The 13712-nt window shown below is 50.2% G+C and carries 10 protein-coding genes; 3 read left to right on the forward strand and 7 right to left on the reverse strand.

The genetic code is table 11. The features are described 5' to 3' along the window. The 6 genes from L9G74_RS04115 to L9G74_RS04140 are packed head-to-tail and all read right to left on the reverse strand — an operon-like array spanning position 1 to position 5703. The gene (locus L9G74_RS04115; RefSeq protein WP_238895005.1) at positions 1-1059 is read right to left on the reverse strand and encodes a sensor histidine kinase; all 1059 of its coding nucleotides are present in this window, start codon (positions 1057-1059) and stop codon (positions 1-3) included. Beyond that, positions 1059-2339, reverse strand: coding sequence for a hypothetical protein (locus L9G74_RS04120; protein WP_238895006.1), 1281 nt, complete (start codon positions 2337-2339; stop codon positions 1059-1061). Before L9G74_RS04120 ends, L9G74_RS04115 begins: the two co-directional genes overlap by 1 nt. Continuing rightward, positions 2336-3130 carry an outer membrane lipoprotein-sorting protein gene (locus tag L9G74_RS04125; protein WP_238895007.1) on the reverse strand — a complete coding sequence of 265 codons (795 nt, stop codon included), beginning with the start codon at positions 3128-3130 and terminating at the stop codon, positions 2336-2338. Before L9G74_RS04125 ends, L9G74_RS04120 begins: the two co-directional genes overlap by 4 nt. Then, entirely contained in the window at positions 3123-4376 is a 1254-nt protein-coding gene (locus L9G74_RS04130; RefSeq protein ID WP_238895008.1) for an ABC transporter permease, read from the reverse strand. The genes L9G74_RS04125 and L9G74_RS04130 overlap by 8 nt, the downstream gene beginning before the upstream one ends. Further along, the gene (locus tag L9G74_RS04135) at positions 4373-5047 is read right to left on the reverse strand and encodes an ABC transporter ATP-binding protein (protein ID WP_238895009.1); all 675 of its coding nucleotides are present in this window, start codon (positions 5045-5047) and stop codon (positions 4373-4375) included. Before L9G74_RS04135 ends, L9G74_RS04130 begins: the two co-directional genes overlap by 4 nt. A 2-nt stretch (positions 5048-5049) precedes the next feature. Continuing rightward, the gene (locus L9G74_RS04140; protein WP_238895010.1) at positions 5050-5703 is read right to left on the reverse strand and encodes a hypothetical protein; all 654 of its coding nucleotides are present in this window, start codon (positions 5701-5703) and stop codon (positions 5050-5052) included. Positions 5704-6156: 453 nt separating this feature from the next. Between L9G74_RS04140 and L9G74_RS04145 the strand changes: the two genes are divergently transcribed. Together L9G74_RS04145 and L9G74_RS04150 are read left to right on the forward strand one after the other, a co-directional pair. Beyond that, positions 6157-6765, forward strand: coding sequence for a BUD32 family EKC/KEOPS complex subunit (locus tag L9G74_RS04145; RefSeq protein ID WP_238895011.1), 609 nt, complete (start codon positions 6157-6159; stop codon positions 6763-6765). 148 nt (positions 6766-6913) lie between these two features. Further along, positions 6914-9982, forward strand: a complete 3069-nt coding sequence (locus L9G74_RS04150) for a DUF748 domain-containing protein (protein WP_238895012.1) — start codon at positions 6914-6916, stop codon at positions 9980-9982. 707 nt (positions 9983-10689) lie between these two features. Here L9G74_RS04150 and L9G74_RS04155 read toward each other — a convergent pair. After that, positions 10690-12663, reverse strand: a complete 1974-nt coding sequence (locus L9G74_RS04155) for a TonB-dependent receptor plug domain-containing protein (protein ID WP_238895013.1) — start codon at positions 12661-12663, stop codon at positions 10690-10692. A gap of 528 nt (positions 12664-13191) precedes the next feature. On the opposite strand from L9G74_RS04155, the gene L9G74_RS04160 reads away from it, so the two are divergent. Next, positions 13192-13611, forward strand: coding sequence for a DUF7716 domain-containing protein (locus L9G74_RS04160; protein ID WP_238895014.1), 420 nt, complete (start codon positions 13192-13194; stop codon positions 13609-13611). Positions 13612-13712: the final 101 nt, after the last annotated feature.

The following is a 13712-nucleotide window of genomic DNA, read 5'->3' on the forward strand; positions in this document are numbered from 1 at the left end:
TTAGTGAGTTCCTTCGGTCAATTGTTGTAATTGTTGGAGTGGCACGCTAATGCTGGCCGTTACGCCGCTAGGTTGGCGCTGTTGTAGTTGTAACTTGGCTTGTTCAGCAAACAGCTGTTTGAGTCGTTGGCGAATATTGTTAAGTGCTAAGCCGTGTCCGTTGCTACTGGCGTTTTCGCTAAAGCCTACACCGTTATCGCTGATCATCAGTTGCAGCGTGTGCTCGGTCAACACTGCGTTGATCGTTATTTCGCCACCATTGCTGCTCGGCTCAATACCGTGCACCACCGCATTTTCTACCAGCGGTTGCAGCAGCATCGGTACCCAAGGCAATTGACGACATTCATGACTGACATCAATGCGGTAGTGCAGTCGCTCACCTAAACGCATCTGCTGAATAGCGAGATAATCTTCCAGCAGTGCCAGTTCATCGCCCAGCGTCGCCAGTGTGCGGCGACTGGCGTGCAGATTGTGCCGCAACAAGGAGGTGAGCCGAGATAACAGCTGTTGCGCTTTGGCCGGTTCAAGGCTGATGAGTGCGTTGATGTTCGCTAGCGTATTAAACAAAAAATGTGGCTCAATTTGGCTTTGTAGCTGTTTTAACTCTGCTAGTAGTAGCGCTTGCTGTTGCTCAGCTTGCTCTCTTTTGGCCACTTCCAATGCATGCTGAATACGAAATTTTTGCTCAAAAAAGTAAAAGCCAAAGGTGAGGGCACCGGTGATGGTCAGCGCCAGTAACATGCCAGGGAATAGTTTGGGTAGGTGCTGTATTTCCCAGCCGCCGAGCACCCAATAAACGTCATTGATACCCCCCAGTAACAAGGTAAGAAGAATGCTCAGTAGTGTGCGCCCTGCTTGATGAAATCGAGGCAGTAGCCATCGTAGCGCTGCCGACGACAGCATAGCTGCAACACCATAGCCAAGGCTAATGGCGAGATGGATAGTAAAATCGCCATGCCAGATAGATCGCGTAAATACGGCGATAAAACTGCACGCCAACGCAATGATCAGTGCGCGCATAAGCAGGCGGCGCTGCTGTTGGCTAAGCGAATATGTCATTAAAAACGTCCTGTTAGTCCCAGCCAAGTGACGCTGTGTTGGCCCAGATTAGCAAAAGCAGCATTCGAGCGGCCACCATAATATCGCCACGATAGTGACAAGGTTAAGCTGCTGCTGTCATCCCGCAGTTGGTACTGCATTCTCGGGGTGAGTACCACGCTACCGTCCGCTGGACCAAACAGCAGGTCAATGCTGGTGCTGAACGCTGGCAGCGAGTCGCTCATTTGTTGCCAAAAACGCGTGCTAGCTGACCAATGCAACAGCAGCGTATGTTGCATGATATTGGCGTGACGGTAGCCGTATCCATAGCGCGCTGCATGGCGCGGCGCATCTGTCGGCGTGGCGCCATCAACAGTAGATTGATTCACTGCTGCGTTATCAAACGCCAGTTGCGCCAGTGCTTGCGCTTGCTGCCAATCACGTTTTGACCAACTGCGGCTGTCAAACCAATATTCCCCAATAACTTGTATGCCCGTGCTGTTCGCCCACGTAAAACCGAGCAACGTTTGCCAACTGTGTTGCTGTGTTGGCAAGGTGATGGGCGAGGTAGCTTCGCTAATGGGGGGCAACTTAGGTGACAGATATTGCTGCTGATAGAGCACGGAACCATGCAGTTCCAGACTCTCGCCGATGACGGTGACCAGCGAAGCGCCCGCCAACCAATGCCGCTGCTGATCCCAATACAGCAACGCTTGCCACTCGTTGACACCATCAAACCAATAGCGGCGCATGCCCAATCCTTGTTGCGTTTGTGCTGGCGCAATTGAGGAGTAGTGTGAGCGACTTGCTAACCACTGCCACGTGCCATCGGCGGTAAAGTGGGTCAGCATAGCGAGTTGTGCGCCTTGCTCGACTTGAATGCCCACCGGATGGCGTTGATAGTCGCTGAAAATATTCAGCGGCCGATAGCCATAACCCACGCCCCAGTCCAGTTGCATCTTGCCAAGGGTCAGTTCCCAATCCGCCTGCTCATTCAAGCTTTGCTGCCAGTAAAGTGCGCTCAGCGAACCATGATGCGCACTGCCTGCACCGTCCAGCGACTGGTTATGTTGTAGATTGGCTGTGCCGCGTAAGTTGCCTTCGGTCAATTGCAGCGACAGCAAGGATTGCCATTGGTTGCTGCTACCCGCGTCGGCAAAAAAGCGACTGGCTTGGGTATGGTTACTGGCAATACCGCTTTGCCAATCCCATTGCCAGTCGGCGGCGGTCGCGCCAGCGGCACTCAAAGCGCTGCCGTAGCACAGCGCCAGCCACCAAGGCGTTAACCGCGAGCACGTCATAGCTGCTCCAGTGCGGTGCGGGTTAAAAACGCTGGGTTAAAGTAACTTGCTGGTAGGGCTTGCTGGCTGATGTCGAGATAGCGCACTTCGGTCAGCTTTTGCGGTTGCAGTTTATCGTGCAAACGCATGGTGACCACGCGGCGCTCGCCGTTCAGCTCGCCAGCAGTAAACTGCGCCATTTTTGCCAGCTTGCCAGAGGTGAGATAAAACGCTGCTTGCAGCGGGAAATTATCCTGCTGGTTAATCCACAACGTGATGCGCTGGTAGCTGTTGCTGTCAGCTTTGGCGTTAAGGGTTAACTGCTGACAGGCGTATTGTTTGCCATCAATCATTAACTCAGCGGCGCTGATAGCGGTGATGTCGTAATCACGGTGCCAAGTAAGCGTGGCGATGTCGCCAATCGAGGCTTGGCCGAGCAGTTTTTGCATCGGCGTGATGCGAATAGGACGACTGCTGCGCGGCATAATGAGCCAATATTGTTGACCGAGCATCAACATCTTTTGCCCCAACTCTGCCGCCGATTTAAACATCACCAATGAGTTGTTGCCGTTGATATACACATGGTAACGGCGTTGGTTGAGCAAGGTTTGCTGCTGATACTCGCTCACTTCGGTGACGACGCGCGCTTGATCGCTACCCAAGCGATAATTATCGGCAGCTTGCAGCATGGTGTCGGCATCGAGTTGTTCAGTCGCTGCTGATGTCTGCATGCTGAACAGCAATCCTAGCCAAATTAATCCTAGCAACAACACACGGCGACCTAATTTGATCAACAGATAACGGTTACACATAAGTCAGTGCCTCGGTAATGGGTTTGTTGACGCCATTGCGCGCAGCGAGCCACGCTGCCAGCACACACACCAGTAGTACCAGCAAACTGCTAGCCAGCCAGACATCGATAGAGAACAGAATGGTCAGCGGATAGCCTTGAGTGCGCCCCGGCGGTGGCGGCATTTGAATGTTGAGCTGTAACAAACTTAAGCACAGCAATGCGGTAGCAACGCCGCCCACTAAGGCGCCGAGTAGCGACAGCAGGCCCGCTTCACGCATAAAACCGCCGATGATTTCACGGGGCCATGCGCCCATGGCGGCCAGAGTGCCAATCTCGGTGGTGCGTTCGGTCACCGACATGGTGAGGGTGTTAAACAGGGCGGCAAATACCACCAAAGCAAGGATCACGCCGATCACACCAAAGATACGGTCATACAGTGAGCGGACTTTTTGATAGAAAAATGCACTTTCGTACCAAGGCGTGACTTCCAACGGTTGCTGCGCGGTGCTGAGTTGCTGGTGAACCCATTGACTCATCCCGCCCGTGTATTGGCTGCGTTGCAGATACACCGATAGGGTGCTGACACGCTGACTTTGCAGCAAAGATTGGGCGGTATCGAGGGCGACAAACAGCTGGCGTTTATCGAGTTCCGGCACGCCGGTGCTGAAAATGCCGCACACTTTCACATCCAGTGCATTGAGCGCACCGCTGCTGGTGGTGCTCATCAGTGTCACCCAATCACCAATAGTGAGTTTCAACGATTGCGCTAAATCGGTCGCCAGCATGATCTCAGGTTCATCAGTCTTAAACCGTGGCGAACTGGAGGGCAATAAGGCATGACCTTGACTGACGGTGAGCATCGGCCCCTGCAAATCAAACAAGCTCGGGGTAACGCCTTGCCCAAGGTAAATTGCCGATTTCTGGCCGTTAGAGATCAAGCCCGAGAACAGCACTTTCGGTTCCACTTGTTTTACTTCATCGCGGCTAAGCAGTTGCGCGGTTAATTGCTGGCTATCGGTTAACCCATCGGCCAGCGGAGTTTCTTCCTGCTCTTTCAAATAGCCGGGACGGCTCAAGAGCAACTCGCCATTGGTGCGGATTGCCGCTTGCTCCAGCGATTCATAGGTGGATAAGCCAAAGCCAGCAATGGCGGTAATGGCGAAGATGGCAATCGCGATCACCAGCAGTGATAGCAAACTACGACGTTGGTTACGCCAGATATTGCGCCACGCTAAGCGCAGCGAGTGGGGAATAAGCCGTTTCATGCTGCGGCCTCCATCAGAATGCGGCCATCGTGCAACCTGATGGTGCGGTCACAACTGGCGGCCATGCGCGGATCGTGGGTGGCAACCAGCACTGCGCTGCCCGATTGATGGCACAGCTCACGCAGCAGATTGATCACTTGCTGTGCCGAAACACTGTCCAAACTCGCGGTGGGTTCATCGGCAATCACCAACGCTGGTCGACTGACCATGGCACGGGCAATCGCCACCCGTTGCTGTTGTCCGCCAGAGAGCGCTGCAGGTTTTTGCTGCAACTGTGCCGCTAAACCCACTTGCGTCAGCATGGCGCGAGCCGCCTGTAACTGCTGCTCGGTTGACCAACCACGCAGTTGCAGCGGCAGCATCACATTTTCTTCGGCGGTTAATACTGGCACTAAGTTAAAACGTTGAAAGATAAAACCAAGTTGTTGCCGTCTGAGTAAGGTGGCGGCGGGGGCGGTACGTGGAAACGGCTTAGCGGCAAATTCAATTTCGCCCTGATAACGTAAATCCAACGCACCCAAAATCTGTAGCAGGGTACTTTTGCCAGAGCCCGATGGGCCGCACAGTGCCACCATCTCACCCGCCGCCAGCTCGCCAGAAACACCTTGCAGCACCGCCACCTGCTGTTTGCCGACGGCATAGTTTTTACCAATATTATTGAAGCGCAACATGGTTAGGCTCCTTTGTGCGCGCTAGCGATCATCGCCGCTGTGGCTTGTGTTAGCGGCGCTGATGGAGCAAAGCGGGCCAACTGTTGCTGCCATTGTTCGGCTTGGGCCAGATCATCGGCTTTGATGGCGGTGCTGATGGCCCGTTGGTAAATCCAACCGGTGTACTGAGCGGGCACGGCTTGAAACTGCGGAGATTCGAGCAGCGTGATAAACAGGTCATAACCACGCTCAAAACGGTTAAACATTTTTGGTACGGCGGTATAGGTCACCGCCGCAATCGCACGGGTTAAGCTGGCCGCATCCAGCCCTAAGCGGTGTTCATCACTGTTAGAACTCGTTAGCAGTTGCACCGCTTTATCGATGGCGCTCAGCCCATCTTCCGCGGTTTGGTATTTACGCCACGGCCAAAATTCGTCTGAGGCGCTCATGGTCTTGGCGCTGCCCCAATACACTAAGGTCAACGGATCAGCGCCTTGCTGAGCTTTCAATTCGGTCAGTTGCGTCAGAACTGCTGACATATCACCTTTGCCAGCAGCCGCTTGGTTGTATTCGGCAATCAGCTCAGTTGATGGCGCTGCGATGGCTAAGCTGCTAGTGCAGTACATACTGCCAAGTAGTAATGCCGCTAAGAGGTGGCTTGATGTTGATGTGTGCATTTTTCTCTCCCTGTAATGAAAACAGGTTGAGCTTATGCGGGCGAGCATGATGTCGCAGCGCTTTGCGACAGACGGCGCTTAGCGTGCGTAAACGGTTAATGGGCGCGACGAACGGCATGGTGGCGAGCGTGAAAACGATATGCAGGTGGCAAACGGCAGTTTTGGATATTTTTATCGCATTATCATACAAAGCTTAAGGGAGGCTGAATAAATTAATCTGCCTAGATGGCAAACCTAAAAAAACCTGTATACTTAATTTAACCTTAAGAAATGGCATTTTTAGCTTAAAAAATAGCCTGAAATGTTCTGTGTAGTGCCATTTTTAACAGGTTGTAAATAGATGGATCTTACAAATCACCATGTGTATGCCATTAGTTAATCAATGACAACAAATGGACTTGTTAATTAACGCTCGTTGCTGGACGCGAGTCGATATCAAATTGAATAGCCGTTATGAATATAAATAATGAACCTAAGCAGTTTCACAAGAAAGTGATCAATGGTGTGTATGAAACCGATAAAATGCTGCTAAAAATTAATCCAAATTCTGTCACAAAATTATTTAAACCCAAACGAAATTCGCACCGCCGTTATGATATCGAAAAAGAGGCGTTGCGTCGTTTGCAGCATGTGAATGGTACGCCAAGTTTACTCGCCTATGATGACAATGCCGACCGTATAGAAATGTCCCGCCTGCCAGGGAGTTCGACAGAAAAGCTGAGTGAACAACATCTTAAACAGCTTTCGGCTATTGTAGAAGAGATGCTGAAAGCCGGAGTTGCGCGTCATTCTATGCCGATACGTGACGTGGTGGTCGATGAAGATAAAGTTGGTTTAGTCGATTTTGAACGTGCGACGCTGAAAAAAGGTCGCTGGCGTATTGACTGGTTTGTAGCAAAAAAAGTGTCGCACTATCATTTATATCGGCTGATGTTTCAAAACCAGCCGCAGTTATTATCTTTTTCACAAACATTTAAAGTGCAATTAGGTAATGCACTGCGTGTGGCATTTTTATTGCTGCGTTTAAAACCACAGAAAATAAGTAAAGTGCTCACCCAGTAATTGTATCGTTAACCTTAGTTGTGGTGATAACAGCCGACGCCTTATAAAAAGTGAACTTAAAATAATCAGCAGGTTACATTCTATTAGCCTTGGTTAGGCGTTATGATGTTGCGCAATGAGGATAACGGTCACTTTTCAGGGAAATAGCATGTTTGCTTCTCGTCTCAAAGGCGTTGGCGCTATGTATCACAAAACGCCGCGGTTACTGAAAATCTCCTTTTGGTTGTTGGTCGCTTATCTATTATACGCGCTCATACTCGGCGCCATTGTACCTGCGGTGGCGCTTTCTTTGGCGCCGGAAAAACTCAGCACCTTGCTCGGGCGCCAAGTGTCGGTGTCACAACTGCAAATCAACCCATTTATCTTGCGTGTTCGCCTTGATGGTATCGAAGTCGCCAGCAAGGACAACGATGTGCCGCTTATTGCCCTTGGGCATGTAGAGGCCGAGGTGAATTTTTGGCAGTCACTCTTTAAGCAGGCTTGGTGTATTGATCATCTAACGCTTGATGAGTTAGCTGGGCAGATCCGTCGGCAGGTGAATGTCAATGGTCAAGTAGGCTTTAACTTTGATGATATTGTGACGCGCTTGGCGACTGCACCTGAGCAAACAGCTACAACAAACACGGCCAACGGAGCGCTGCCCGATGTGCGCATTGCTCAACTAGCGTTGCTCAATAGTCGCTTGGGATTTATTGACCATACCGCGGCGGTCGAGTTGGCGTACCACGATATTACCCTGCGCGTGAATAACTTCGGCAGCCGTTATCAATCTCAGCCAAGCGCGCCAGACAGCGCTGATGTTGTGCCGGTTAACCAGTATCAATTAAGTTTTACCGGGCAAGATAGTAGCCGCTTTACCACCGAAGGGCAGTTACAGTTGGCGCCACTACAGCTCACCGGTGAACTGCAATTGAATCAATTGACGCTGCCTCCATTTTGGGGATATGTGCAGCCTTTGATGGCGGCGTCACTCAGTAGTGGTGCCTTATCTATTGATAGTCATTTCGCCGTTCATCAACCAGCTCAAGGGCCTCTCAGCTATTCACTGAGCAATACCAAAGTGAACTTAAGTAAGCTGCAATTAGATGATGGTGATGCGGCGGTGATTAAACTGCCGAATTTGGCCGTAACTGGCATTGCGTTGAATAGTCAGACGCAACAGGTCGATGTCGCGCAAATTACCGCCGATGACCTGTGGTTGAACAGCCGTGTAGATCAGCAAGGACTGGCGTTGCTGCCGCTACTGATACCGCAAGCCACTACGGCGCAATCCAATGCGACTGACGCGCATGGCGCTGATATCTCAACCGCCGCTAACAATAACGGCTCAGCGAATAGCGCTTGGTTGGTCAAGTTGGGTGCCTTTAGCCTGAATAATGCCGACATCAATCTGCGCGAACAACTCGCGAGCCAAGGTGTCGATTGGCGGGCGTATCCAATCAATTTAACTACCGGTAGCCTCGATAGTGCGCTGTCATCACCAGTAGAATATCAGTTGGCGTTAGATGTGTCGCAGCAGGGCGCTGATCCCAGCGGTCACCTGAATAGTCGCGGTAGCCTAGATATCTCCGCTAAGCAGGCCAGTGGCGAGCTGCAATTAACTGACTTACAACTGCATCAATTTCAGCCGTATATCAGCCAATATCTTAATGTCGAACTGCCCAAAGGGCGGTTGAGTAGCCAAGGTGAGTTTAGTGCTAATGCCGCCGGGCAAGCGCGTTATCAAGGCGACTTGGCTATTGATGAGCTGGATATTAAAGACAAATTTAAGCACCGTACTTTGGCCCGTTGGCAGCAATTGGCGGTGGATACCGTCGATTTTGACTTAGCTCAGCAGCAGTTGTTGATTGGCAACGTGACCCTAGCTCAACCGTTTGCGGTGGTCACCATCAATGATGACCGCAGCACAAATATCGGTAATTTGTTGGTGGAACGCCCAGCCGCAACGGCAACCGTGGCTAGCCCGCAAACGCCAGCTGATAACGCGGCTTCATCATTTAAAGTCACCGTGTCGAGCGTCAACGTCAAAGATGGCCGTGCGTTTTTTGCCGACAACTCGTTAACGCCTAACTTTGCCACTGGCATTGAGCAACTGCACGGTAACATCAGCAGTTTGTCGTCGGTGCCTGGCACCAAGGCCAGTGTGGATATTGCTGGCAATATCGACCGCTATGCGCCGATGTCGCTCAAAGGGGAGATTAACCCGTTACTGCCGCAACCTTATCTCGATTTGGATTTGCTGTTCAAAAGTGTTGAACTCACCAGTATCAATCCATACTCCGGAACTTACGCAGGTTATTACATCGATAAAGGCCAACTGACATTAGCGCTCAACTATCAGTTGGAAAACAATCACCTCAACGGCAATAACCATTTAGTGATTGACCAGTTAAAACTCGGTAAACCGACTAATTCTAAATTGGCGACCAGTTTGCCAGTGACCTTGGCGATTGCACTGCTGCAAGATCGTCACGGCGTCATCGATTTGGGCCTGCCGGTATCGGGGAACATTGATAGCCCGGACTTCAGTATCAGCGGCATCGTTTGGCAAGCGTTCACCAATGTGATTACCAAAGCGGTTACCGCACCGTTCTCATTCCTCGGTGGATTGTTTGGTAGCGATGAAGAGCTTAACCTCGTCGCATTTGAGTCAGGCTCGGCCAAGCTGAGCAACGACGAACAGCAGAAACTGCAGCAACTGGCGCAAGCCTTGACTGAACGACCGAAGCTGACCTTGAACGTGCAAGCCTCGGTTGATGAGCCGCAAGATAGCCGCGCGTTGGCCGAGCGCAAGTTGCAATGGCAGCTACGGCAACAAAGTGGCGTAGAGGCACTGCCAGAAGATTTTAGTGCCAGCCGCATTCCTGCGAGTGGCCCAATAACGGATGCGCTGCTGACGATGTATCAGCAGCAGTTTAAGGTCGATCCCGAAACGCAAAAGATGCACGCCGAAAAAGCGGCAACGGACGATAAAGGCAACGTTGATCAAGAGACGTTAACCACGCTATGGCATATCGGTCTTTATAACCAGTTGCTCAATGCACAAAACGTTACTGACGATGATCTTGGTACACTGGCACAGATGCGCAGCCAAGCCGTTAAAGCGTATTTGGTCGATAACGCCGCCATGGCGCCCGAACGTGTCTTTTTACTGAATAGTAAAACCAAACTTAACAAGCAAGCGGCGCAGGCAGAACTGACGTTAAGTGCCAACTAATCTTAGTAGACCACGGCGGGTAGCAACGTCCATCGTGGTCTAATTGCTCCGTTTTCCCATGCTATTTGTTTTGCTCACTACCGCTGCTTTATCTTACCCGCTACCCGCTACCCGCTACCGCAATCCCCGGTGCAATCATTAAAGTCACTAATCAATGCATTTGCTTTAGTAGTGTGAAAATTAGCTAATTATTGATTAATGAATGTACACTGTATAGATTATGCGTATTAATGAAGTTTTATAAATCAAATGAAATCAATAATGTAATTGCTTTTATCTGGTTACATGAAAATGGTTACTCTTGGGGTTGGCTCATCGGTAGTACGAGCTTTGGTGCTGTGTAAACAGCATTTTTTGTTCCGCGCACACTGGTGAAGTCAAACCGCTAATAGATTGTCTTTGAGGGCTTATTGAGGTCAACGGCAATCAACATGGCACGTGTGAAGTGAACTTAGCTGGGGGAGTAAAACGGCAATGCGTCAGCTGAACATAGTCACCATTGCACGTATGACGTTGTGCTAGCTGAGGTTGTTTGAGGGGGAGAGGTGCCAGCTTAGCTTTTTGCGCGCTGTGGACTGGCGTTGCATAGAGTTTATTGGTCACGTATGTGACATTCGTTGCGAGGCTAATATCGAGAATCGCATGCTAAAGTAGGCAAAAAGGCCGATGTTAACGCATCGGCCTTGACGTTTATGGCGCTGTGCTCGCTATAGGCGTAGCTCCACGCCTAACCAGAAGTTACGGCCTTGTTCGATAAAGCCTTCATCGTACTGATAACTGCGGTCAAACAGATTGTTGGCCGAGGCGTTAATGCTGAAGCTTTCTAACACTTGATAGTCCACCCGCATATTGGTGACGGCAAAGCCTGCGGCTACTTGCGAACCATCGCTATTGCTGTCGCTTGAAGAGCGTATTTCCTCGGCAAGAGTAATGCTCACGGGTTGCCATGGTGTCAGCTTAAACCAAGCATTGCCCATATGTTTTGGTAAGCCGGTGATCACGCCAATCTCTTGTCGTTTCACATCTGCGTGAGTATAGCTGTAGCTCAAGCCTACCTCGGCGATATTAGCGATTTTTCCTTGCAATCCCAAGTCTACGCCAGCGTAATTCACGCGGCCGCTATTACGGTTTTGCAGTGTATTGGCATCAATGTTGATAGCGAGAATGGCATCATCAACACGGTTATAATAAGCACTTGCTTCGTAACTCCAATCTGCCCCCAATAGGCCAGAGTAGGTGAGGTCCAATGCCCGAGCACGCTCGGCTTTTAAATGTGGATTGACCAAGGCTATTTGCCCTGTGGCTGGGCGGGAAGTGGTGTAGCGTTCTTTTAGGGTTGGAAAGCGGCTGCGATCAGAAAACGACAGTGATAGTGCATCGCTGTCATTGAGGTGATACTTCACTAATCCTTGCCAGTTAAAAGCATGTTGGTCGTTGTCATCATATTGCGTTATCGAGCCATCATTTTCATGCTGCATGCCTTCAAGGCTTTCGCGTTTGTCATAACTCACGCTAGCAACCGCATCAAATTGGCTGGAGATTGCCCACTGATATTCTGACGCTAATGAGATTGTGCGGTCTTTGTAGCGGTCATATGCGCCATCTGGTGCATCTTTTTCGCGGTGCACATCTTCTTTCCAATGTGCGGCGAACGACAGTTGGTCTTGTTCACGCATGGCTGCACTCAGTTGCAGTCCGGCACCGTTGCTGTAGTCATCGTAACGGCTATAAAAGCCATTACGTTGTTCTAATGCGGACAGCGAGTTATACATCATCAGTGTATTGGTAAACTCATCATGGTACAGGCGGCTCTTTAACGTGAAGCGTTCCCCAAGATGGGTGATGCCTTGGTAGTAATAGCTTTCCTTGTCGTAAGCGGGCCATTGCCAGTAACGCGCTCGTTGACCGCTATTACCGGTGTAGGGTGGGTTTTGTTTTGAGCCATCTTGATTGATGTAAGTAAAGGTGTACTCATCTTCATCATTGGGTGTAATGCCCAGTTTGATGATGCCGCGTTTATCGTCTGCTTCAGAATTGATCATTTTGCCATCGCTACCCGCAACCGGGTTATCGGTACCATAGGGTAACCCCAGAAAATCTTGCTTCAGTTGGCTGCCGGTAAATTGCAAATAACCCAGTTCGTTACGTGTACCAACTGATAAGTTGGCATCGTAGGCGTTGGTTTTGTTGCGGGTGAAACCTTGACGATAGGAGGCAACTGCTTCAAACGTTTGTTGCGGTTTCCGGGTGGTTAAATTGATAGAACCGCCCATTTGATTGGGGCCTTGCAGCAACGAGGTATAGCCTTTGGAAACTTCAATTGATTCGAGATTTGAAGACAAAAAGCGGCCGAGATCTAGGTTGCCGTCATAGGGAACATAAATAGGAATGCCATCGTAATAAACTGGTACTTGGCGACTATCAAATCCCCGCACTTTGACTTGTAATTCGTTGCGACCGCCAGCTTTTTGCAACGCTACTCCGGGGATAACCGCTAACGCTGAAGCCACGTTGGTTTTGCCCAACTGCTCTATGGTTGGTTGATCTAACCGCGCACTGGTTTCTGCAACCGGACTTCCCCAAATAGTTAAACGCTCAGCAGCAGGAATATCGTCTGCGAGCGCAACGTGTTGCACGCCCATAGCAAGGAAGACTGCCAGCGAGATTTGTTTTATTTTCATCATGACACCTTATACCGCTGTATATATTTTTATATAACGAGTTGGGCGCCAATTTGGCGCCAGAGACGGTGTCGCTAGAAGATTAAGTAACACCGTGTAATTCAATGATGTTTTTATGGTTTTATCTGTTTTTGGAATATCAATAGCGCGGCCTTTCGCCCGCAACTATCTCTGCATTAAGCGTTTGCTCGTCACTTACGTGAGAGCATGTCCGCTTAATGGTTACTAGGGAATTTATGTGGTTTGAGCAGTAAGATTTGGTCAGCACGAGTGGCATAATCGCCGCTTGCATCGGTTTTTTTAGCGGCATATTGCGAGCGTTGTGGCGCTGAACATCCATATACAAACTCAGTCCTAAAATGCTTCGATATATAATTAACTATATATCGCTATATGCTATAAAAACGGCCATTATTGTCAAGGTAACTGAGTGTGAGCCGTGTGGCATATTTGCTCATGGTATCATCGGTGGGCGAGCGAACCAGCGCTGATACCATTTAACAATCATATCGACTACAAGGAGCCGTCATGTCGTTCAATAATCGTTTTACCACCATGACCGAAGTGCTGTCAGCGGTCGCCAATGGCACATTGGGCAACGCCAGTCTTAAGGGCACGCCAGAGTATTTCGATGTGTATTGGTGCGGTGCTGATGACGCCGGTCCAGCCTTAACTGATACGGTGTATGTTGGAGAACCTGCGGAAGTTGCCGACGATGTCGCCGATGATGACTACGACGAAGTACTTAAACCTGCGCCAGTGCGAGCGCGAGGTTGGGAGTTGGCTTATAGCGGTGAAGTGATAGAGGATGTGGTGTACAGCGCTAGCCAGCAGTTAGCTGGAGCAGTGGATAACGACACCTTGCTCAAAGCGCTACGTTATTACTGGCAACATGATTGTTTTTTCGATTTTTCAGCGCCACAAAACAACGTTGCTGCGCTAGTTTGAGCGCCGTGTAGCAAGCGGCAATACACAGGTGCATTAGTGACAAATGGACATTTTATGTCAATTTGTCGTTGTGCATGTCGTTGAATACAGGCATTATTGGC

It is taken from the genome of Shewanella electrica (assembly GCF_022321485.1).
In the GTDB taxonomy this organism is placed as follows: domain Bacteria; phylum Pseudomonadota; class Gammaproteobacteria; order Enterobacterales; family Shewanellaceae; genus Shewanella; species Shewanella electrica.

Excerpts from the sequence above, each read along its gene's own strand:
- L9G74_RS04115 (WP_238895005.1), bottom strand. The coding sequence starts at position 1,059 with ATGACATATTCGCTTAGCCAACAGCAGCGCCGCCTGCTTATGCGCGCA.
- L9G74_RS04120 (WP_238895006.1), bottom strand. The coding sequence starts at position 2,339 with ATGACGTGCTCGCGGTTAACGCCTTGGTGGCTGGCGCTGTGCTACGGC.
- L9G74_RS04125 (WP_238895007.1), bottom strand. The coding sequence starts at position 3,130 with ATGTGTAACCGTTATCTGTTGATCAAATTAGGTCGCCGTGTGTTGTTG.
- L9G74_RS04130 (WP_238895008.1), bottom strand. The coding sequence starts at position 4,376 with ATGAAACGGCTTATTCCCCACTCGCTGCGCTTAGCGTGGCGCAATATC.
- L9G74_RS04135 (WP_238895009.1), bottom strand. The coding sequence starts at position 5,047 with ATGTTGCGCTTCAATAATATTGGTAAAAACTATGCCGTCGGCAAACAG.
- L9G74_RS04140 (WP_238895010.1), bottom strand. The coding sequence starts at position 5,703 with ATGCACACATCAACATCAAGCCACCTCTTAGCGGCATTACTACTTGGC.
- L9G74_RS04145 (WP_238895011.1), top strand. The coding sequence starts at position 6,157 with ATGAATATAAATAATGAACCTAAGCAGTTTCACAAGAAAGTGATCAAT.
- L9G74_RS04150 (WP_238895012.1), top strand. The coding sequence starts at position 6,914 with ATGTTTGCTTCTCGTCTCAAAGGCGTTGGCGCTATGTATCACAAAACG.
- L9G74_RS04155 (WP_238895013.1), bottom strand. The coding sequence starts at position 12,663 with ATGAAAATAAAACAAATCTCGCTGGCAGTCTTCCTTGCTATGGGCGTG.
- L9G74_RS04160 (WP_238895014.1), top strand. The coding sequence starts at position 13,192 with ATGTCGTTCAATAATCGTTTTACCACCATGACCGAAGTGCTGTCAGCG.